This is a genomic window from Vibrio sp. 14G-20, from assembly GCF_026241515.1.
Lineage (GTDB): Bacteria > Pseudomonadota > Gammaproteobacteria > Enterobacterales > Vibrionaceae > Vibrio.
On the sequence record NZ_JAPHPW010000025.1, the window covers coordinates 40,920 to 63,574 of the forward strand.

The following is a 22,655-nucleotide window of genomic DNA, read 5'->3' on the forward strand; positions in this document are numbered from 1 at the left end:
ACAACCTGATTTTTAAGACATACTGATTTATACATAACTAATTTTAATCTTTACGACAAATAACCGGATTAGTTGATTGGGGTGCCATCTGTTTAAATCCGCGTTCGATATCTATCGTATTAATTTAATTTATTGAAGGTGTGTAAAGTGTTTTCAGTTGATGATCGCGTTGTAGCAACAAAAGGTGTTGAACTAGGTGAAATGGTAGTAACTGGCCTAAGTGCTGGTGGCGGCTACGTTCACGTTACAACGGTAGAAGGCGCAATGACGCTTACTTACCCAGCACAAGATCTTAAAAAAGCATAGTTTAACCACTCTGCCCTTTTAGTAGTCACTCTACTAAAGGTAACAAAATTGAGGCTTTGGCTGACTTCACTCTTCTGCATTAGAGTGAGCAGCCAGAGCCTTTTTTATGCTTGCGATTTCTGAATAGCCTTCCCATTGGTTTACTCGTTGAAGTAAAACCGAATCCAACAGACAATAGAACGAATCAAAGAGTATTTACACCAGGTACTTATTGCCCGTTGATGCCTACGGTTGATAGATGCTTAATGTTTATTGGTGCTAGTATTCGCAAGACTTTCTGATACATTAGCATTATCTTATACTAATAATGACCATGAATGAGGGAAGCTATGAAGCTTTACATTTACGACCACTGCCCTTTTTGCGCAAGAGTAGCCTACATTGCTCAATCTCTAGGCTTGGACATAGAGCTTGTCTCTGTCGATTATGATGACGCCCAAACGCTTATCGATCTTATCGGTAAAAAGATGGTGCCTGTTTTACAAAAAGACGACGGTTCTACCATGGCTGAGAGCCTAGATATCATCGCATACTTCATGGACTTAAAATCAAGTGACGAACAACGTGTACCATCAGAGCAAGTCACTGTGTTCCAAACTCGCGCATTCCCGCTAAGCCAGCGCATCGGTTTACCACGTTGGTGGAAACTGGACCTTGCTGAATACCAATCACCAGCAAGCAAAGAAGCGTGGCGTGCAGCCAAAGAAACCGAAGAACTCAACTTCGATAAGCTGATTGAGCAAACACCGCAGTTTGTTGAGCAGATAAACCCATTACTGAAAGATGCCGAACTCTTACTGGATCTAGAGAGTGGTGAGTCATCGCTGCCTCTAATCGATCAAGCGGTGTATTTCTCTATGTTGCGCGGTTTCTGTGTAGAGCCAAGCATCATATGGCCACCAGCGCTAGAACGTTGGTTAGAGAAGCAAAGTGAAACCCTAAAACTGTCTCTGCTTCGCTAATTCGCTAATTCGCTAATTCGCTAATTCGCTAAAAATAGCATGTAACAAATAAAAACGAGAATCTCACCGAATGAGATTCTCGTTTCTTTATACACTCAATTCTCTTTATCAGAGCAAGCGTCTTCTCAAGCCTGTTCGCTCCAAGATTCGTGTCGAGATCTCTTCAACCGACAATGAAGACGTGTTGATGTAAGGTATCGCTTCTCGGCGGAACATCGCCTCTACTGTTTGTAGCTCATACAAACATTGCGAATCACTCGCGTATTCACTGCCCGCTAAACGGTTCTCACGGATCTCTGTCAGCCTTTCTGCATCAATAGTTAAACCAAACAGCTTGTGTCGGTAGATCTCAAACTCAGGCAGCAGCTTCAAGCGTGCTAAATCATCATGGATGAATGGGTAGTTCGCTACGCGTAAGCCAAATTGCATTGCCATATACAAGCTTGTTGGCGTCTTACCGCTTCGAGATACACCTAACAAGATTATGTCGGCTTCTTCCAGCCCTTTGAGCGTGATGCCATCATCGTGCGCGAGTGTGTATTCAATCGCAGCAATACGGTCGAAATACTTAACCGAATCTTTGTTCACACTGCGTGAGCGTTGCAGTTTAGGTACAGGTGCCATCTGAATATCATCCTGAACCTTCTGAACGATACTTTCCAACACGTCATAGCAGTGCGCTGGTGCTTCAAGCAGCTTAGCCTTGATATCTGGAATCACGATTGAAAAGAACACCAATGGTTCGACTCCATTATCACGATACGAAATTTCGATCTCTTTTAATAAATCAGAAAGTTTGTCCTCACTTTCCACAAACGGAAAGGTTTTTTCATTGGCTTTGAAAGGGAATTGACCTAGAACAACATGCCCTAAAGTCTCACATGTTATGGCCGTTCCATCAGAAACATAGAATACATCACGACTTTGAATATCAATTTCCATTTTTTATTTAATGTTTAAAATTATTTTGAGTAGGATGGGAACCATAATATATATAACAAAACCCTGCTGACTATTACGTCCCCCGCAGTTTAAAAAAATAATTTACATTTTTTTAAACTGATACGTAATCGTTTGCCTTTAAATCCCTACAATGCTTGCTATGTTTCTGGAGAAATAAATGCAAAATAATACCCTATGGTTCAATGGCCTATCCATGGAAGATGTCGACAAAGTCGGCGGTAAGAACGCCTCACTGGGCGAGATGGTTTCTAACCTATCCAATGCTGGTGTTTCTGTACCTAATGGTTTTGCTACCACTTCGTATGCGTTTAACGACTTTCTTGACTATAAAGGTCTTGATGAGCGCATCCACCAACTACTTGATGAACTTGATGTTGAAGACGTTGACGCACTGCGTAAGACAGGTGCAACGATTCGACAGTGGGTTCTAGACGCCCCCTTCCCAGAATCACTAGAGCAAGACATCCGTGATAACTACCGTGAGCTAATCGAAGACAACGAAGAATTGTCTGTAGCTGTGCGTTCATCTGCAACTGCAGAAGACCTTCCAGATGCTTCTTTCGCAGGCCAGCAAGAGACCTTCCTTAACGTGAAAGGCATCGACGCTGTACTAGAAGCAACCAAGCACGTTTACGCTTCTCTGTTTAACGACCGCGCTATCTCTTACCGTGTACACCAAGGCTTTGACCACCGCGGCATTTCATTGTCTGCGGGTATTCAACGCATGGTTCGTTCAGACAAAGCCTCTTCAGGTGTGATGTTCACGCTTGATACGGAATCAGGCTTCGACCAAGTGGTGTTCATCACTTCTTCTTGGGGTCTAGGCGAAATGGTTGTACAGGGCGCTGTGAACCCAGATGAGTTCTACGTTCACAAGCCAATGCTAGAAGCGGGTCACTACCCAATCGTTAAGAAGACGTTTGGTTCTAAGCTGATCAAGATGATCTACTCAACCAACCAAGAGATTGGCAAGCAAGTTGATATCATCGACACCGATACGCAAGAGCGTAACGAGTTCTCACTGAACGATGAAGAGATCAAAGAACTAGCAAAACAAGCGATGATCATCGAGAAGCACTACCAACGTCCGATGGATATTGAGTGGGCTAAAGATGGTATCGACGGCAAACTATACATTGTTCAAGCTCGCCCAGAGACAGTATGTTCTCAAAGCGACCAAAACGTTATCGAGCGTTACGAGCTAAACAACAAGGCCGATGTCTTGGTTGAAGGCCGTGCTATCGGTCAACGTATCGGCTCTGGCCCAGTTCGTCTGGTTGATTCTCTAGACCAAATGTCACTGGTTCAAGAAGGCGACGTATTGGTAACAGACATGACAGACCCAGACTGGGAACCTGTGATGAAGAAAGCCTCTGCGATTGTCACTAACCGTGGCGGCCGTACTTGTCACGCAGCAATCATCGCTCGTGAACTAGGCATTCCTGCAATCGTTGGCTGTGGTATAGCGACAAGCAACCTGAATGACGGTGACACCGTGACAGTGTCATGTTCTGAAGGTGAAACTGGCTACGTTTACCAAGGCGAACTCGACTTCGAGATCAAACGTTCTGAGGTTGATGAGTTACCAATGCTACCAACCAAAGTGATGATGAACGTGGGTAACCCAGATCGCGCATTCGACTTCGCACAGATTCCAAACGAAGGTGTTGGCCTTGCTCGTTTAGAGTTCATCATCAACAAGATGATCGGTATTCACCCGAAAGCCCTATTGAACTTCGATGCACAAACTGACGAGCTAAAAGCAGAAATCAGCGAACGCATTCGTGGCTACAAAGATCCAATCGATTTCTACGTAAGCAAGCTGACAGAAGGCATCGCGACTATCGCATCTGCATTCTGGCCTAAGCGTGTAATCGTACGTATGTCTGACTTTAAGTCGAACGAATACAGCAACCTAGTCGGTGGAAAAACGTTTGAACCGCATGAAGAGAACCCAATGCTGGGCTTTCGTGGCGCATCTCGTTACATCTCACCAGTATTCGAAGACTGTTTCGAGCTAGAGACTCAAGCGATCAAGCGTGTTCGCAACAAAATGGGTCTTAAGAACGTTGAAATCATGATCCCATTCGTTCGTACTCCAAGCGAAGCAGCATCGGTTATCGACATTCTGGCAAAATTCGACCTTCGCCGTGGCGACCAAGGTCTGAAAGTCATCATGATGTGTGAACTACCATCGAATGCAATTTTGGCTGAAGAGTTCTTGAAGTACTTCGATGGCTTCTCTATCGGTTCGAACGACATGACACAGCTGACACTTGGCCTAGACCGAGATTCAGGTGACGTGGCACACCTATTCGATGAGCGTAACCCTGCTGTGAAAGCGATGCTGAAAATGGCTATCGATGCGGCAACCAAAGCGGGTAAATACGTAGGCATTTGTGGTCAAGGCCCATCTGACCACGATGACTTAGCGGAATGGCTAATGGAACAAGGCATCAGCTCTGTATCCCTAAACCCAGATACGGTTATCGATACATGGTTGAAGTTAGGCAACGTTGCTAGTAAGTAACCTTATCTAATCGAGATGCGAACAAAGCCAGTCATTGCGACTGGCTTTTTTATTTACTGTATTTCAATACAAGATATTGAGCACTTTAGAAGTAGTATCTAACGCCTACCCAAGCTTCCGTCTGCCACTCACTTGCCATAGACACACCGTTCACATCGATATCGCCTTTGGTGATGTCATAACGAGTATTCAACCACCAAGTACGAGCACTGTTCATTGGTACATTCAGTGACGTTTTCAACGAGAAGTTTTGCATGTTGATATCGCTGCCCGATAGGTCTTGCCACTCTGGCACCAAAGAAACATAAGCACCAGAATCACCTAAGTGCTTCGCCGTGATCAGTCCAAGTGAATAACCCGTTAAGTCATCTTTAGACGAGTTCATAGCGGGAATTTCCATGCTGCCCGTCATCAAACCAGCTCTTGGAAAAACCAAGAAACCACCGGTATAAGCCGGATTGATCGCCACAACACCGCCGACCGACAACAAGTCATTTTTAATGCTTGTGCGTGTATTAATGTAGTCTAACGACAGACCCACTTTAGGCGCGGCTTTAGTTCCAGTCTCGAAAACATGGAAATACTGGATTCGCGAGTTGCTGTATTCCGAACCAAAGTCGTTCGGATCGCGTTGTGATTCGTTATTATCATCAACAAAGGTCGCTTCTGCGAGTAACGCAAACTGCTGACCGTTGTCCATACCACCAGAAACCTGTCCCTGAAATTGAATATCAGAACTACCGCTCACCATCAGCGCAGTCTGTGTATAAACCTTAGTCACGTCTGCAGGGTCGATAACTCGCTCTGATTCGGCATAGACCGGAATCGATAAACCTAAGCTCAATGGAATAATAAGGGCAAACTTTTTCATTATATCTCTCGAAAGTCGTTTGCTTCTTCCTTGAAGCTTGAAAGTCCTTCTCTCTCAAATGGGTTGTTATTTATCAGCAAGTAGTTTTGCAGCGGAGCGCATCAACGCAGGGCCTTTGTTCTCACCAAAGCCAGAGTGGTAAGGGTTGTTCGAGAACATCACGCCAACAAAATCACGCTCTGGGTCGATGTAAATGAACTGACCAAGGTTGCCACTTTTCGACATTGCACCGTCATTGAAGATGAAGTCGAATTGGTAAGCGTTGTAGTCCGCTTTTTCGTTGTAGGCATGCAGTGAGCTGCTCTCTTTGCTGGTACCGACAAAGGCTTTTGGATCGCCGCCGTTGCGAATACGATCAATCACCGCTTGCGAGATAACCGGCTCGTCCGCTACCGCTGTCCAGCTTGGTGTAAACAGAGTGCCCCAGCGCGCCATGTCTTCGACTGTGGTCGACACCAAACCAACGGCGATCGCCATGCCATCAGGCGTTAGGTTAAATTCCATCGATTGGCGAGCATGTACTTTCGACCAAACACGATCTTCGAACACTTGAGTCCATGTTTTGTTTTCGATGTTCTCCACCATTTTGGTCAGTACCATGGTGTTGATAGAGGCATAACGGAAATGGTCGCCCGCTTTCTCGCCTTCGATCTTCTGAGCGCCTTTAGCCACATTCATCCATGTTTCCACTTCACCTGTTTTGGCTCTTGGCGAGTTGAATGAAGCAGCAAAGAAACGTACAACGTCAGAATCTGGGTTTAAGATCGATTCAAGCGTCTCTTCGTTATCAAGCGCGGTAGACATATTGAGCACCTGATGTACCGTGATATCTTCCCAGTTCGTGCCTTTCAGTTCTGGAACATAGTGAGTGATGCTTTTCTCTGGGTCGACTTTGCCCTCTTCCACCAGCATCGCGACGACCGTACCAACCGTAGTTTTAGCCGTTGAAGCCCAAACGTGACTGTCTGTCGGACTCATACCCGGATACGCTTCGTAAACAATCTCACCTTTGTGAATTAGCATGAAACCTTGGGTTCTGAACTGTTCGTCAGCAAGGTATTCCGCCATTGTCAGCTCACCTTTGGTGTCTGTTTCAACCTTTAGCTTGGCAAGGCGTGGATCAATGTTTTTAACCAGTGGCTTGTAATTCTCGCTCGGTGCAGCAAACGCCGTTGGCATGAACTCACTCATGTGCAAGTTGTAGTAAACACTGTGGTCACCACCCATTTGCCAATGGAAGTTATTGAAGTTTTCTCGTGCTGAAGCAACAAAAGCGGGGGTAAAAGATTGTTGAGCATCTTTCACCGTAAGGGTCACCGCAGCGCCTTCGACTTTCAGTGCTGCTTCAACTGGGTTCTCTGCAAAAGCCATGTCTGCAAAGGCAAGTGATGACACAGCAAGCGATGAAATCGTCAGCGACGAGATAATTAGGGCAAGGGGCTTAAGTTTCATATTCTTCTCCTCATTTGGGTTGGAAGAAGTATATGGAGTTGCGCTATACTTAATTAGGTCATTTGGTGACATTTAGAGGCAAACTCAGAAAGCTATGAAAACTAAGAAAGCATCATCGAACACCACCAACATTTTGCTGAGCTCTACCAGTAACATCGCGCCCTATATTCAATACTGTGAAAAACGGTCACTAGACTGGAGCTCGGTTGCTATCGAATGTGGACTGCCCATTGAGCTAACACACTCCAACCAGTGGCTACCGACTCAAGACTTGATTCGCTTTATTCATGGCTTGGAGAGTAAGTTTGGTTATTCGATTGGGATTGAGGTTGGTCGTAAAGCGTCTCTAGAACAATTGTCGCCAGAGTTAAGCCGAAAGATTGACCAATGCACATCACTTGAGCAGGCAATACGTTGTTTGATTACTGAGATCTCTACCTTGAGTAATCACGTCACCATGTGGACAGAGAAACGAGATGGGATGTGGTGGCTATGTCATCGCAGTTGCTATCACCCTTCTACCGCGGGTTTTGAACAATCTGAATGGTTTCGCACGCTAACTGTAATTAGCTTGTGTCGTAAATTCATCGAGAGCATATGGCAGCCATCACACGCGAAGCTCATCTCGACAAACAACCGTGAGCGCAAGTTACCCAAACATTTCTTTAATTCGGATATTCAGTTTGAACAGCAATATGGCGCGATCACCATTCCCTTACCCGATGGGTATCGTGCTATCTCTGAGCAAGACACGAGTCAAGATTGGCATCAAGCCGTCCAAGCCTTGATTAACACGTATGCGACCTTGCCGTGGTTCAACATTGAGTGGTTTGCGACCATGCTCGGTATGACCAAGCGGACACTGCAACGCAACCTTAAGAGTAAGAACATCTTGTTTAAAGATGCTAAAGAACAAGTGCGGGAGATTAAAGCGAAGCAACTTCTAGAAGAAACCGATCTCTCTGTACAAGAGATAAGCTGGCAGCTGGGTTACAGTGATTTGAGTAACTTTAACCGCGCCTTTAAAGGCTGGACTGGCATCACGGCACCAAGTTACCGGAGTCGAAATAAAAAAGTCCGGTCAAATAACCGGACTTAATCGCAGATCTCAATATCGCTTCATCACTCTAATAGAGCTCTCGCGTTATCGCCCTGCTCGTAGATATAGAGGCTGACGCGAGACAGTATGGTTATCTCTTCCATGCTGACTTGAAGTGAGTTCTGCCCTCTTCCTAGATTCGCTCTTAGGCGGTTAACGAGTTGTTGAACTGCCTGCAAATCATCTCTCGCTTTTGGCACGCGAGTATTCATAAAGGTGAACCACTTTTCACTCATGTTACGACTTATCTTGGCGAGCACTTCGCTGTTAGTAATGGTAAATGCTTTATCAAGGTTGCCTCCGTCGCGAAGGATGTCATAGATGATGTGGCCGTTCTTCTTCGCCACCATCATGTTCTTGGTATTGAGTTGCAGCTCGCCAATGTGTCCATTGGCCATCTTTAAGAAGAACTTAATGTCTTTGTAGCCAGCGTCAGTTGCACCACAGTTAAATTTAGCGTTGTCGCCTTGGCTAGTACCATAACGATCTTTCATCGCAGATTGGTGATGTTTCAGTTCAACAAACTCTTTGGTCAGAATGATCATCGCTTTGGCAATGATCATATCTTCCATCGTCTCAAATACGATAGTCATACGGGCTGCATCTTTCAGATCACCAATATCGTAATGACGTTTACGATTGGTTATCTTGTCTAGCGCACCATGGAAGTCTTTTACACCTAAATAAGCACCGGGTGGTTGTTTGAGTGTTCCGTTACACACCGAAGCCACCTTAACAGCAAACTCTCTGAGCGCCTCTTGCGCTTCAACCGTTTCCATAAACATCATGAAGAGCTGCTTCTTCTTGAGCGTGGCGTTGGCGACCTGATTTCGAGAGCCAAAATCGAGATTCCCGTTTGCTAGCTTCTGACTCGATGTTTCATCCAGATAGTTATGGATCTTCTCTTTCTGAGTCATTATGTCGAGAATCACCTGATCTTGCTTTTTATTGGCGTCATTCAGGTAATCGAAGTTTTCGACCTTCTGTTTTAGAGCTTGTAACTTCTGTTGGTAATCTTTGACGTTAACTAAGCGAAAGCCCTGCGACATGATGCCTGCTGGTTTATTTTAGCGAGTACCTTCGCTTTGTTCTTCCTAACTTGCTCTTGGCTGATCTGAATTTCTTCTGTTGTCGGCATATTTAGGTTCCCTCTCTAATATGCAGTTAAATTTGTGCTTGCTGACTCGCAATTCTTTTCCCTACAACGATATTAGTTTATGGATTTGATAATTACATTAAGCAACAACGATAACCCTATAAAATAAATAAGGTTTGAGAGGTAGTTCCATAAAGTCAAAGCAAAGAATGCTCTAACTCAACTGAACTCTGAGTTAAGGAATATACCGAGATCCGGTAACAATTATTGGTATCGAGCTGACCTTACGTTATCCTTTACGCAATTCTTCACAGACAGGCTTTCCCTACAGTGAACCTATCTTCAAGACCAATAAGACAGATATGAATTCTACTACTGCAACTCCCTCGCCTTCCCTTGGCCGACAACTCTATACCATGACATGGCCAATGCTGTTTGGGGTGCTTTCCCTGATGAGCTTCCAACTTGTAGACAGTGCCTTCATTGGTCAGCTCGGCGTTCTGCCGCTTGCTGTTCAAGGTTTCACGCTTCCAATACAGATGATCATCATTGGTATTCAGGTTGGGTTAGGCATTGCAACCACGGCTGTCATTGCGAGAGCCATTGGTGCCAATGAGAAACGTTACGCTAAACAACTGGGCGGGTTAGTGATTGCGATGGGCAGTGTGAGTGTCGCGCTTTTCTCGGTCATCATCTATCTGCTTCGTGGACCTATTTTACAGCTGCTCGATGCGCCGCCGACTGTATTGCCGATAATTGATTCTTACTGGATCTATTGGCTAGTCAGCTCTTGGACGGGTGCTCTGCTCTACTTCTTTTACAGCGTGTGTCGTGCCAACGGTAATACCATGCTACCCGGTTCAATGATGATCGCGACTAGCATCATCAACTTGATATTGGACCCAATCTTCATCTTTACGCTCGACATGGGTATCAACGGCGCAGCGATTGCGACTATCTTGGCGTTCGGTGCAGGCATCTTTATCGTGGCTCCCAAAGTGACCAAGAAGCATTGGATGACATTCGATTGGAACGACCTTGATATTGGCAAGAGCATTCGCTCTATCGGCAATATCATGGGCCCAGCGATGATCAGTCAACTTCTGCCGCCAGTCTCTTCTATGTTAGCGACTAAGCTGCTTGCGAGTTATGGCACTGCAGCCGTTGCAGCTTGGGCTTTAGGGTCTCGTTTTGAATTCTTCTCCATTGTGGCTGTGCTAGCGCTAACGATGTCGATGCCACCTATGATTGGTCGCATGTTGGGTGAAAAGAATCTTGGAAACATACGCAGTCTTGTGAAGATTGCCGTTACCTTCGTGTTAGGTTTCCAACTGGTCATCGCATTAGTGACTTGGTCATTCTCTGGCGGGTTAGCGAATCTCATGACCAGTGACAACGAAGTATCAACGATTCTGAACTATCACCTACTGATCGTACCAATCAGCTTAGGGCCTTTGGGTATCTGTATGCTGATGGTTTCGATTTCTAACGCTTTGGGCAAGTCTTACACCGCATTAACGATCTCTGCACTGCGCCTGTTCGCTTTCTTCTTGCCTTGCTTGTGGGTTGGCTCTCAACTTGCAGGAATTGAAGGCCTGTTCTGGGGTGCGATGGTAGGTAATGTACTTGCCGGTACCTGTGCATGGTTTATGTACCGACGCGCGCTTGGACAAGTAGAGGCTAAGCTAGCCAGCTAATCCGTTATTAAATTAGAAAGAACAAAAAAGCAGCCACTTAGGCTGCTTTTTTAGTTATCTAAGTTCTGATTTACGATCCTTCCGCTGACTATCCTCTGTTAATGAAGTCCCTTCGATTAAGCCTTCCTTACCACCAAAAAAAGAATACCGACTGGTCATCATTTTAGTCTCAGAATTGCTAGCTAGATTTCCTTACATAAGAAACATCAATTGAGCCGATTTTTATGCCTTCTTAGAACTTGTCCTAGATCATTAAAGTATTCGAAAACGTAGCCTGTGGTTTTAAATATGTAAACTTTGATGGAGTTTAAGAAATTAAACCATATCGAAGATGGTTTGGTGATCCTGTTCAAATTACGCTCTTAATTTAAGTTAAATTTTCGTTATTTGTTGATGTTTTGAACGTTATTTACGGTTTACAGAAGTTTACTGCATCTTGTTCAAATACCACCAAAGGAGTAGATTTCAGTCATTGAGTTCAAAAATGTAAACCGAAATCATGAATGTAAAACAAGTTCGATTCACCGATGAAGACAGAGAATGTTTAAGCAATTACTTTCGCTTAGCGGACACAATTGCTGACTTGATTGGCCCTTACTGTGAGGTGGTCATTCACTCCTTTGAAAGCTTAGAAAACTCTGTCGTGAAGATCGTCAATGGCCATCATACCGGTCGTGAAATCGGCTCACCTATCACCGATTTAGGTTTACGCATGTGGAGTACATTCGAGAAAACTGGCGAAGTTTCTCCAAAGAGCTATTTCACCAACGCAGCAGACGGTTCCCTACTGAAATCGACCACCTGCGTGCTGGCAGGTCCACAACAAAAGCCGATTGGCATGCTGTGTATCAACATGAACTTATCTTTCCCATTCCCAGAAATCGTCAAGACGCTGATGCCGCAGTGCAATGTACCTCAAACCATTGTCAGCGAGACCTTCAGCAACAATGCGAATGACGTCATTCAGCAAGCATTGAGTTCAGCCATTAAAGAAGTTGACCAAGACGAGACGATTTCTTCTAAAGGTCGCAATAAAGCCATCATCCGTTGCTTATTTGATAACGGAGTATTTGAGCTAAAAGAGACGACTACACAAGTATCAGAGCAGCTTGGGATCAGCCGTCAGGCGGTTTACAAGTTTATCCGTGAATTTAAATCAGAATAAAACCAATAATTTAGGAGTTACATCGTGAAACAGATCATTGCCACTGAACAAGCACCTGCAGCTATCGGCCCTTACTCACAAGGTACGTCTTACGGCGACATGGTTTATACATCAGGCCAATTACCTCTCGTTCCAGAAACCATGCAGTTTGTTGATGGCGGCATCAAAGAGCAGGCACGTCAGTCTCTAGAAAACTTAAAAGCTGTATTAGAAGCGAGTAATGCGGGACTGGACACAGTGCTTAAGACAACCTGCTTCCTATCAGACATGGAGAACTTCGTAGCCTTTAACGAAGTGTACACAGAAGTGTTTGGTACAGAGAACGCACCTGCTCGTTCTTGTGTTGAAGCAGCAAGATTACCAAAAGACGCATTGGTTGAAGTTGAAGCCATCGCATACAAAAAATAACCGACTTAGTTATTAATGGGTATCACAGGAGATTCTCATGAGCGTTTCATTTATTGGATTAAGCATACTGTTCTTTGGGTTCTACGCACTGCTGTCGAACTTCAAAAAGCAAAAGAAAAGTTTTAACTTCCGCGTACTGAGTGCGCTTGCTGCTGGCTTACTGTTCGGTGGCGCGATTCAACTTGTTTTCGGTGTCGGTAACGTTGCAACATCTGGCTTCGCTGAACTGATTTCAGTGTTCGGTAAAGGCTACATCAAACTTCTACAAATGATCGTTATCCCGCTCGTATTCGTGGCGATGATCTCTTCGATCATGAACGTTGAAGGCGGCGGCGCGTTATCTCGTATCGCACCAAAAATCATCGGTATTCTACTTTTCACTTGTGCAATCTCGGCGGCCGTTGGTATCGCAAGTATTTACCTATTTGGTATCGATGCGAACGCTCTAGTAAGCACAATCGGCACAAACAGTGCAATTGAAGCTCGCGGTGATTCACTGGTAGCAACACAAGATGCAATGGCGAGCAGCGGTCTATCTGGTATGGCTCTGTCTATCATTCCAACCAATATCTTTGACATGCTAACGGGCTCTCAACGTACTTCTACGCTATCAACTGTACTGTTCGGTATGTTCCTTGGTTACTGTATCCTTCAAGTGAAGAATCGTAAGCCTGAGAAAGTGCAAAACTTCGTTGATTTCATCAACTCTGCAAAAGAAGTTGTGCTGTCAATGGTTCGTGAAATCCTGAAGCTAACGCCTTACGGTGTATTCGCTCTGATGACCACGTTCATGATGACGAACGACCTGTTCGCACTGGCAGAAATGGGCCGCTTCCTTCTAGCAAGCTACGTAGCAATTGGCGTGATGTTCGGCATCCACTTCGTGATGGTGTCAATGTTCGGCCTGTCTCCTGCTAAGTTCATGAAGAAAATCTGGCCAGTATTGGTATTCGGTTTCGGTTCTCGCTCAAGCATGGCGGCTATCCCACTAAACGTTGAAACACAAACTCAACGCCTAGGTGTCGACGAAGAAACAGCAAACATGTCAGCGACATTCGGTACCAGTATCGGTCAGAACGGTTGTGCGGGTATCTACCCTGCAATGCTAGCAATCATGGCGGCACAAGTGATGGGCATGCCAGTTGACCTAGGCTTCATCCTACAACTGATTGCAGTTATCGCGATTGCTTCATTCGGTATCGCTGGTGTGGGTGGCGGTGCAACGTTCGCAGCAGTAGCAGTACTGACCATCATGGGCCTAGACATCACAGTAGTAGCGATTCTGGTGTCTATCGAAGCTCTGATTGACATGGCTCGTACAGCGCTAAACATTTCAGGCTCTATGTTGTCTGGTGTTCTAACCGCTAAGAAAAACGGCTCGCTAAACACAGAACAATACGACGCTGACGTTACAGCGACAGTATCAAAAGAAGCAGCAGTATAATTCTCAAACTTAATTAAGAGCACTCCACGTGGGTGCTCTTCTGTTTTTCCTGAGTTCAGGTTATTTAGGTAGTAAATATGAAAGTTGTTGTTATAGGCGGTAGTGCCGCGGGTATGAGTTTCGCAGCAAAATACAAACGTAATCAGCCATCAGACGAAGTCATCGTTCTAGATAAGCGTAGTTACATCTCTTTTGGAGCATGTGGTTTACCCTATTTCGCAGGTGGCATGTTTGATGACACAGAACGAATGATCTCTCGAACACCAGATCAAGCGATTAAGTCAGGCTTAGATGTACGTGTAGAAACCGAAATGGTGTCGTTCGACCGCAATGAAAAGCAAATTACGGTACGTCACCAAAATGAAGAAAGCGTCATCGATTACGATATGTTGGTCATTGCAACAGGTGCGCGACCAATCGTTCCATCATTCGGTGAATTCAATCCAGAACACGTATACACACTAACCACCATGGAAGAAGGCTTGGCGGTTAAAGAAGCGCTAAAGGATAGTAACAAGAAGCGTGTGTGTGTTATTGGGGCAGGCTTTATCGGTCTGGAAGTCTTCGACGCTGCACACGGCTTAGACAAACACGTGACGATCATCGAACGTGAACAGCACATCATGAGCCGTCAGTTCAGCCCAGAGATCATTGAAGTCGTTGAAGGTGCGATTCGAGAATCCGGTGCTGAGCTAAAAACAGGCTGTAGTGTATCTGCGATTCGCGATGCCGAGCAAGGTGGTTACATTGTAGCAACCGATAACGGCAACGTAGAAGCCGATGTCGTGATCCTGTCACTCGGTTTCAAACCAAATACAGAAGCATTCGAACTGCCAAAAACTGCAAACGGCTCTTTGCTGGTAAATGAACATGGTGCTACTGAAGACGCTTACATCCACGCAGTCGGTGACTGTGCCGTTGTCCATCATATGGCACTAGGTAAGCCTGTTTATGTTCCTCTAGCAACCACAGCCAACAAACAGGCGCGTATGATGGCGGACAAGCTAGCAGGTAAAGATACCTACATGTCAGGCTTCTTAGGTTCATCTTGTTTGAAAGTGCTCGACTACGAACTAGCCTGCACTGGCGTGAATGAACTACTGGCGAAAGAACACAACTTAGATGTGAAAGTATCAACGATTTCCGATAAGAACCAAACGGATTACTACCCTGGCCAAGAAGACATCAAGGTTAAACTGGTTTATCACCCAGAGACTAACGTTCTTCTAGGTGGTGAAATCGTAGGCAAGAAAGGAGCAGTTGGTCGAATCAACGCACTAGCTGTTGCCATCACCGCGAAAATGACAACTCAACAACTTGGTTATATGGACTTCTGCTATGCGCCACCATTTTCCCGCACATGGGATGCACTGAACGTGGCAGGTAACGTCGCCAAATAGGCTTTACTAGTCGCAAAGACATAAAGCTAAAACATCAAAGCAGAGCCTGAGCGCTCTGCTTTTTTAATGTCTAGACTCTATGAAACCCATAACTCAATAAGATAACGAATTACTAGTGTTTTTGAGCTTTCTTTTACCAAATTCAAGACAAAAAACCGCTGATTTATCAGCGGGCTTTCCAATGACTGATGTTCTAAATTGACATCCCCCAGCGAAAAAGCGCAACGAAGACGGTACGACTACGCTTACCTTACGCCAAAACCTTGCCGAACATAACTTGAAAAGTTGCACACCAGCCATTACAAGCTACCCTTCCTACAGTAGGTCGGATCACATAGGACGAGCCTCTGCGCATGGCTTGTTATTGGAACATGGAATATGAGTTAATACTTTCAACGAAGAGTTAACAGAAAATTTCCCAAAATTGACCAACCTTAGGTAAATGAAAATGAATAATCTCACCATACTAAGCGCACTGATTGGCAGCTGTCTTTCATTTGGTGCACTAGCTGATTCTGTACTGATCACTAATGTCGATGTCTTTGACGGCGTCAATGAAGAACTGACTGAAGACGCAAATGTGTTGATCGTAGACAATCTAATTAAAACAATCTCAACAGATGACATCATTCATGAAGGTGTTAAGGTCATTGATGGCAACGGTAGAACGATGATACCGGGTCTGTCTGATGCTCATACTCATATAATGTGGACCGATGATATCGAAACTCTCATCTATGGCGCACCCGAAGGTTGGTCAGGGACCCTTGCAGGTGTCAACGCAGGCGAAATGCTGCAACGTGGTTTCACTACCATTCGTGACAATGGTGGTCCAGCTTTCGGCTTGAAGAAAGCTATCGACGAACACATCGTTCCTGGGCCTAGAATTTTACCCGCTGGAGCGTTTATTTCGCAAACATCAGGTCATGGCGATTATGATCAGCGCATGTTTTACATGTCACCTCACTTTACGGGCCAAATCGACAAAGCCTACATTAGGGGTTGGACAATAATTGCTGATGGCGTACCTGAAGTACAAAAAGCATCACGAGATGTGTTTCGCTCAGGCGCTACTCATTTAAAAATCTTTGGCAGTGGCAGCATCACAGGCGCTCATGACCCATTGGATGTGACTGAGTATACTTATGAAGAACTCAAAGCTATTGTGACCGAAGCCGACAAATGGGGTACTTACGCTGCTATTCATGCCTACAGTGATGAGGGCATACAAAATGCTATCAAAGCCGGTGTGAAAAGTATCGAGCACGGTTTATTTGCATCTGAAGAAACCATGAAATTGATGAAAAAAAATGATGTCTGGTTCTCAACTCAATTTTTAGCTTTTAGCCTGCCTCCAGAGAAAGCGGGAATGAAAGGTGATTCAATCCCTAAATACCTAAAAGCGCAACAAGGGGCTCAAAATGGGTATGAGCGTGCGAAAAAGATGGGATTAAAGATGACCTTTGGTACTGATATCCTAGGCTCTCTAACACTTCACCGTATGCAAAACCGTGAATTTATCGCACGCAGCAAGTATTTCACGCCTTATGAAATCTTAAAGCAAGCAACATCACTCAATGCAGAGCTATTTGAATTATCAGGAGAGCGCCACCCTTACAAAGAAGGAAAACTGGGTGTAATCCAAGAAGGCGCTTATGCTGACCTGTTGCTTGTGGACGGAAATCCACTTGAAGATATATCCATCTTAGCGCTTCCTAGTACAAACCTAGATCTGATCATGAAAGATGGGGTTGTATATAAGAATCAATTAGACAAATAAAGTCTTTAATCGAACGCAACAATTCGAGTTCAATCCACTCCGCCACCTGCTCTATCAGGTGGCTTTTTTGTCTATTTACTATTCAATTCTATTGTGCCAATAGAAATGCTTAAGCAAATGATACGATCCTACAAACAGTATTTAAGAATCATTAGATTCCTGACTATTGTGATGTTTATATCCACTAAAGCGATTAGGTATGCACCTAAATCTTGAGAACAAATTATGAAAAGTATTATTTCGATTCAGTCTCACTTTGTGAGCGGGCATGTCGCCAATAGTTCAGCCGTTTTTCCTATGCAAAAAATGGGGGTGGAGGTTTGGCCTATTCATTCCGCACAAATCTCAAGTATCACAGAGCGAAAAAATAGCAGCTCAGAACAAAGTCGTGGTGCAAAGGAAATTCACGCACGAATGGACGGTCTTAAAGACACAGGAAAGTTAGTCGATTGTGGTGCAATACTGGCTGGATATCAGGGGAGCGGACTTCAACATCAAGCCATTGTTGACGCAGTGAAGCTCGTAAAGGAATGCAACCCAGAAGCTTTATTCATATACGAACCCGAGTTTCAAATCGATGAAAATTCGCTTGATTCCTCAATTAAAGCGCTCGATGTTATCACACAGACGCTGATTCCGATGTCCGATGCCGTAATATTGAGCGAACGCGAACTGAGTGAGTTAACACAACTCAATGTTGAATCTCTGGACGAAGCCGTCACTTCATGCGAAAAGGTGCTCAAGACAGGGGCAAAGATGGCAATAGTAAAGGGCCTTGACTGGTTAGAAGCCGATACCTATAGCCTACTGCTAACAACACGCTATGCCTCATTTATTGCGAGTTTACCTAAGATCAATTTTGATGAAAAAGTACGTGGTATTGGCAACTTATTCTCTGCACTTTTTACTGCAGGTTTAGTCAGAAACATATTACCACTAGAGTCTTTTCGTCATGCGTTAAATGCCGCTTACGGTGTCCTAGAAATAACCAATGAACAAGGTAAATATGAGCTTCAAATTATCGATGCACAATATGAGTTTGTAGAGCCAACTCATGAGTTCGAAGTAATAAAAGTTAAGTAGATCACTAGCGTCCACACCTTATAACTTGGGAAGAGCATCCCGCTGGTAATCAAATATAGGTCGTTCTATGCAGTCTTCGCACATCAAGCGTTTAATACCGTATCGATATTAAACGCCATGTATCTGGATGGTCTTAGTTCAATTAAAACGATACATATACGTTCAACTATTTAGCTCCTCTAGCACGTAGTCGATATATTCTTGTAATGCACCGAGAATCGATTCTCTGATTTTTTCCAATTTAATTGAATGTGGACTCCAAAGTGAGATTGGGACCTCTAAACTTTTTTTCCACTCGCTAACTTCTAACTGAATTAAATTTTGGTTAACGTATTCTGATTTTATAACTGATCTAGGAAGTAAGGCCCAACCGTGACCAAGCTCTACCAGTCGTATTACTACAGAATGTTGGTCTATTGCTTCATAGTTTGGTGAAAGTATGACTTTATCGGACATCCCCTCTTCAATCAAAGATTGCAATACTAATTGCTTCGTGCTTTTTAGCTTAACAAGCATCTCCTCAGGAGGGGTGCGTGAAAGCTCACTATTTCTTGCCCCAAACGGAATAAAAGAGAGTGTTTCTAAATATGTTGAGTTAAAGCTATTAATCGCTGTACTGTCATAAACGTTCACTATCCCAAAATGCAAATCGCCCGATTCAATTCCTTGTTTGATTTTATCTTTCCCGCAGACAAATAAATTAACTCTGAGGTTCGGAAAGTCTTTGGCTAACTGCATTCTAATATCAGCAATTGCAATTTGCGGGACGAAGCTACAATACCCGATGTTAATTGATTCTAAATCGCCAGAAGCGAGATTCATCGCCAACTTATCAAACGTTTTTAATTGCTCTACTGCTTGCTTTGCATATCGATACAACGATGTGGCTTCTTCTGTTGGCTCCACCGAACGGCCCACTTTAACAAACAAAGTCACCTGCAAAGTATCTTCTAGATTAGTCACGACCTGACCTATCGTACTGCGATGTTTGTTCAGTTTGACTGCGGCTTTACTTAAGGATTTTTGTTCGTATACAGCAACAAAAGTGGCCAACTGTTCAAGGCTAAAATTCATCATATCTCCATTCATTTTTCTATTACGCTGCTAAACCTGCATTAAGCAATTGTTTTGCAATTAAGAAAAAATTTATAACAGCACATTGAGTTTCGTTTATTCACTTATCAATACTATGTGCGAGATTTTTTTTGTCCAGTTTCATCCTACAAACGTTAGTTAGGGGTCAGGGTAATTCTTTGTACCATTATCACGTCAACTGATTAACCACTTAGGAAACTAAAATGACACTGAATAAAAAATTTGCACTAACGGCTCTTGCTGCACTCACTCTTTCTAGCACTTTCGTGATGGCTGAAGAAGACCACGACCCTTCAGATGTTGCAAGAGCGACGACCTCTTTCACTGTTGGTGCAACCAATAACGGCGATGTAAAGGGAGCGCTAACGTATGCATTTTCCGTTAACGACACTCAACAAGGCATGGTCGCTGTAGAAGGCAACATGGATAAAGAAGGAAAGTACTCAGATGCTCGTGCTCAATACTTCCATGTATTCAACTTTGATGACCCGACAGTACCAAAAGTCGCAGCATCTCTCGACCTTATCGATAACGCTTCAATGACGACTGCTGCGCTGGGTGCTGTTGTAGCGATTACACCCGTAGAACAGTTTTCTATGTATCTAAGAGGTGGCGTTTTAGGCGGAGAATACAGTGACGCAATGACCCGTAAATTCGGTGTGAGTGACAACTCAACCGTGGGTGGTATGGCTGCGGGTTACTTTACAGTTAAAACGGGTAGCGATGGCACCTACGTAATGGTAAGCCCTGAATACTCCTATACTGGTGGCGATATCGAAACCAGCACTCTAAAAACCTCTTTACGCATTGGTACACCAATGAACGCTGCAAAAACTCATTGGGGCGAATTCCGTGTAGAGAATACCTACGGAACAATGGAGTCAGAATCAATGACACTAGACGTCGATGACACCGTCGCGTGGTTTATGTACAAGTCATTCTTCTAGACAAGCAATAAAACGGATTGGTTATAGCTCTGTTGTTCATAACCCGTCTCCTTTCAAGCTATATGTATTCTTGCAATTCGCATTGTAAATGAAATGCGTCACGTTGATTTTAAGAAATAATCATTCATCGAGGTCATAATGAAACCCACTTTTCGCCTATCTGCAACCGCGACAATGCTAATGTCAGTGATGGTAATCTCTACAACCGTATTTGCTGCAGATAACACCAATGAGTTTGAAGATCTTACAGTGATGAGAGATACACCTGTTGAGCAATCTCACTTTGACTCTTGGAACGCAACCAAAGCTCATTGGCAGGAAGAGTACGGACTCCAATTGGGCGTTGATTACAATATGCTTGGATTAACAGCAACGGATGCGCTAGGGGATTCTTCAGCAGCGTCAGGGGCGCTTAGAGTATATGGTCAATGGGATATGGTACATACCGATTCAGGGTCAACGGGCGGTATCGTGTTCAAGTTTGAACACCGACACAAATATACCGACTCATCGCCAAAAGATTATGGTTTAAAGGATTTAGGCTATCTTGGTTTCGCACACTCTTTATACGGTGATCAAGGTTTTAGAACGACACATCTATTTTGGCGTCAATCTATGCTTGATGAGCGAATGGTGGCCTATGCCGGATTTTTGGATATGACTGACTATACCGATTTTTATGCTCTAGCCAGTCCATGGAACGATTTCAATAACGGTGTTTTTACGACAGGCAACGGTACGATTGGTGGCCTTCCTGATGGTGCTCTAGGGGTGATGCTTGGTGGTTTTATGACTGACAATGTATACGCTTCAGCGAGTATTCTTGATGCGAAGGGGAACGCCTCTGACCTCAGCCAAGGTGTTAAAGACTTCTTTGACACTGGCGCGACATGGAAAAGTTTAGAAGTTGGTTATACACCATCGAAAGAGATGCTGTTCATTGATAACGCTCACATATCTTTTTGGCAGCGTGATGCGGTTGGCAATGATAAAGAGGGGCACGGTGTCAGTGTTTCAGTCTCCGGCCTTATAAACAATCAATGGCTTCCGTTTGTTCGAGCGGGCTGGGCGCAAGATGGTGGTGCCATGTATGACGCATCAATTAGCGCTGGCTTTGGTTATATTCCAGCTAGTCGTTCAGAGGATATGATTGGGCTCGCATTTAACTGGGCAAGTCCAATGGCAAGCACATTTGGTGATATCGATTTCGACGATCAATACACCGCAGAGCTATATTATCGCGCTAAAGTCACGCCTTGGCTTCAGTTGTCACCTAGTGTTCAAGTTATGAACCACACCGCGATTAACGTCGATGCCATACAATCAGGTGATTTGGCAAACGCACTGATAAAAGATAAGACCGATGTCGTATTTGGATTGAAGGCTCAATTTCTATTCTAAATGAAGCGTCACTAGAAAAGCGGCCCCAAATACTAGGGGCGCTATCATCTGAATGAATTTAAAAGGCATATCTCTATGATTTCCAAATTTTTGTTACACATATCCATTTTGATCGCTGCGATATTAAATGTTTCGCTTGCAAATGCTGGTCAAACACTTGAGTGGATAGATCTTATTCCTGAGCAGGAGCGAGCTGCATACCTATCAGGATACGATGCCCAAATCAACCACAATGGACCGCAGGCGAAACAGAGTGCTATTGGATCAGTTCGTCAGGATTTAGATGGTAACGAGGTCACCATTGCTGGATTCGTTATTCCCCTTGAAGGCACAGAGTCGAGTGTAACTGAGTTCTTGTTGGTTCCTTTCTTTGGAGCCTGCATACACGTGCCACCGCCACCCGCTAACCAAATAATTTATGTTAAGTTTGAAGAAGGCGCTCCGGTGACTAAACTATGGGATGTCGTTTACGTAACAGGCGAACTGTCGACCAAAACTCTCGACACCGACCTAGCAACAACTGGGTACTTGTTAACTGCTGAAAGCCTGAGTGAATATAAAGAATAAGCGGAAAAATAAGGACAAGCGAAACAAACAAAAGGCTTGTTCTACTAGTTTACGAAATGGGTAAATAACCCCATAATTGGGGACGGGCTTTCTAATTAATAGACAAATAAGATTGCCCTCAGCAGTGGTCAGCACTCAATACACACGAAAACGCATAAACTCATCGAGTCCGCATCATAAAATTCTCAGCTAAGTGTTGGTGCTTGTTCGAGGAAATCGAACTTTCACAACTGTTCAGCACCAGTAAGCCAGACTAGACACTTCATTAAACTCTACGAACGTTAACCTACCCTCTACGAAAATAAGCCATCCATAATACGCTATAGCCCAGTGAGGCTTTGTTGCGTAATTCAGTTTAGAGGCAGAGCAGCCCCATTTCGTGTCTTTCT

19 protein-coding genes are annotated in these 22,655 nt (G+C 44.3%); 14 read left to right on the plus strand and 5 right to left on the minus strand.

Annotation, left to right across the window (positions count from 1 at the left end; translation table 11 throughout):
• Positions 1 to 147: 147 nt before the first annotated feature.
• On the plus strand, positions 148 to 306 hold the full coding sequence (locus OQJ75_RS18870; protein WP_004733064.1) for a hypothetical protein: 159 nt from the start codon (positions 148 to 150) through the stop codon (positions 304 to 306).
• A 329-nt stretch (positions 307 to 635) separates the two neighbouring features.
• Positions 636 to 1,268, plus strand: coding sequence for a glutaredoxin 2 (gene grxB, locus OQJ75_RS18875; RefSeq protein ID WP_265974456.1), 633 nt, complete (start codon positions 636 to 638; stop codon positions 1,266 to 1,268).
• A 108-nt stretch (positions 1,269 to 1,376) separates the two neighbouring features.
• Here grxB and OQJ75_RS18880 read toward each other — a convergent pair whose 3' ends face one another.
• On the minus strand, positions 1,377 to 2,210 hold the full coding sequence (locus OQJ75_RS18880; protein WP_265974455.1) for a pyruvate, water dikinase regulatory protein: 834 nt from the start codon (positions 2,208 to 2,210) through the stop codon (positions 1,377 to 1,379).
• A gap of 178 nt (positions 2,211 to 2,388) precedes the next feature.
• Between OQJ75_RS18880 and ppsA the strand changes: the two genes are divergently transcribed.
• Complete coding sequence (gene ppsA / locus OQJ75_RS18885) at positions 2,389 to 4,761, plus strand: phosphoenolpyruvate synthase (RefSeq protein ID WP_265974454.1); 2,373 nt, start codon at positions 2,389 to 2,391, stop codon at positions 4,759 to 4,761.
• Between the two features lie 85 nt (positions 4,762 to 4,846).
• Here ppsA and OQJ75_RS18890 read toward each other — a convergent pair whose 3' ends face one another.
• Positions 4,847 to 5,632 carry a hypothetical protein gene (locus OQJ75_RS18890; protein ID WP_265974453.1) on the minus strand — a complete coding sequence of 262 codons (786 nt, stop codon included), beginning with the start codon at positions 5,630 to 5,632 and terminating at the stop codon, positions 4,847 to 4,849.
• Positions 5,633 to 5,698: 66 nt separating this feature from the next.
• Complete coding sequence (locus OQJ75_RS18895; RefSeq protein ID WP_265974452.1) at positions 5,699 to 7,084, minus strand: serine hydrolase domain-containing protein; 1,386 nt, start codon at positions 7,082 to 7,084, stop codon at positions 5,699 to 5,701.
• A 94-nt stretch (positions 7,085 to 7,178) separates the two neighbouring features.
• On the opposite strand from OQJ75_RS18895, the gene OQJ75_RS18900 reads away from it, so the two are divergent.
• The gene (locus OQJ75_RS18900; RefSeq protein ID WP_265974451.1) at positions 7,179 to 8,183 is read left to right on the plus strand and encodes a helix-turn-helix domain-containing protein; all 1,005 of its coding nucleotides are present in this window, start codon (positions 7,179 to 7,181) and stop codon (positions 8,181 to 8,183) included.
• 23 nt (positions 8,184 to 8,206) lie between these two features.
• Here OQJ75_RS18900 and OQJ75_RS18905 read toward each other — a convergent pair whose 3' ends face one another.
• On the minus strand, positions 8,207 to 9,232 hold the full coding sequence (locus tag OQJ75_RS18905; protein WP_265974450.1) for a hypothetical protein: 1,026 nt from the start codon (positions 9,230 to 9,232) through the stop codon (positions 8,207 to 8,209).
• 409 nt (positions 9,233 to 9,641) lie between these two features.
• Here OQJ75_RS18905 and OQJ75_RS18910 point away from each other — a divergent pair, with 409 nt between their 5' ends.
• From OQJ75_RS18910 to pdxY, 7 genes are all read left to right on the plus strand, one after another.
• Positions 9,642 to 10,976, plus strand: a complete 1,335-nt coding sequence (locus OQJ75_RS18910) for an MATE family efflux transporter (RefSeq protein WP_265974449.1) — start codon at positions 9,642 to 9,644, stop codon at positions 10,974 to 10,976.
• Positions 10,977 to 11,475: 499 nt separating this feature from the next.
• The gene (locus OQJ75_RS18915; protein ID WP_176680040.1) at positions 11,476 to 12,141 is read left to right on the plus strand and encodes a helix-turn-helix transcriptional regulator; all 666 of its coding nucleotides are present in this window, start codon (positions 11,476 to 11,478) and stop codon (positions 12,139 to 12,141) included.
• A gap of 24 nt (positions 12,142 to 12,165) precedes the next feature.
• Positions 12,166 to 12,549: a RidA family protein gene (locus tag OQJ75_RS18920; protein ID WP_265974448.1), complete on the plus strand. Its 384-nt coding sequence runs from the start codon at positions 12,166 to 12,168 to the stop codon at positions 12,547 to 12,549.
• 37 nt (positions 12,550 to 12,586) lie between these two features.
• Positions 12,587 to 13,993: a cation:dicarboxylate symporter family transporter gene (locus OQJ75_RS18925; protein ID WP_017111551.1), complete on the plus strand. Its 1,407-nt coding sequence runs from the start codon at positions 12,587 to 12,589 to the stop codon at positions 13,991 to 13,993.
• 77 nt (positions 13,994 to 14,070) lie between these two features.
• Positions 14,071 to 15,393, plus strand: coding sequence for a CoA-disulfide reductase (locus OQJ75_RS18930; protein ID WP_265974447.1), 1,323 nt, complete (start codon positions 14,071 to 14,073; stop codon positions 15,391 to 15,393).
• A 448-nt stretch (positions 15,394 to 15,841) separates the two neighbouring features.
• Complete coding sequence (locus tag OQJ75_RS18935) at positions 15,842 to 17,173, plus strand: metal-dependent hydrolase family protein (RefSeq protein WP_265974446.1); 1,332 nt, start codon at positions 15,842 to 15,844, stop codon at positions 17,171 to 17,173.
• Positions 17,174 to 17,398: 225 nt separating this feature from the next.
• On the plus strand, positions 17,399 to 18,256 hold the full coding sequence (pdxY, locus tag OQJ75_RS18940) for a pyridoxal kinase (RefSeq protein ID WP_265974445.1): 858 nt from the start codon (positions 17,399 to 17,401) through the stop codon (positions 18,254 to 18,256).
• Positions 18,257 to 18,418: 162 nt separating this feature from the next.
• Here pdxY and OQJ75_RS18945 read toward each other — a convergent pair whose 3' ends face one another.
• On the minus strand, positions 18,419 to 19,330 hold the full coding sequence (locus OQJ75_RS18945; RefSeq protein ID WP_265974483.1) for a LysR family transcriptional regulator: 912 nt from the start codon (positions 19,328 to 19,330) through the stop codon (positions 18,419 to 18,421).
• A 224-nt stretch (positions 19,331 to 19,554) separates the two neighbouring features.
• On the opposite strand from OQJ75_RS18945, the gene OQJ75_RS18950 reads away from it, so the two are divergent.
• The 3 genes from OQJ75_RS18950 to OQJ75_RS18960 all read left to right on the plus strand — a co-directional run bounded on the left by OQJ75_RS18950 (position 19,555) and on the right by OQJ75_RS18960 (position 22,266).
• Positions 19,555 to 20,298, plus strand: coding sequence for a hypothetical protein (locus tag OQJ75_RS18950; protein WP_265974444.1), 744 nt, complete (start codon positions 19,555 to 19,557; stop codon positions 20,296 to 20,298).
• 138 nt (positions 20,299 to 20,436) lie between these two features.
• Positions 20,437 to 21,699: a carbohydrate porin gene (locus tag OQJ75_RS18955; protein ID WP_265974443.1), complete on the plus strand. Its 1,263-nt coding sequence runs from the start codon at positions 20,437 to 20,439 to the stop codon at positions 21,697 to 21,699.
• A gap of 75 nt (positions 21,700 to 21,774) precedes the next feature.
• Positions 21,775 to 22,266, plus strand: a complete 492-nt coding sequence (locus OQJ75_RS18960; protein WP_265974442.1) for a DUF3299 domain-containing protein — start codon at positions 21,775 to 21,777, stop codon at positions 22,264 to 22,266.
• Positions 22,267 to 22,655 lie beyond the last annotated feature (389 nt).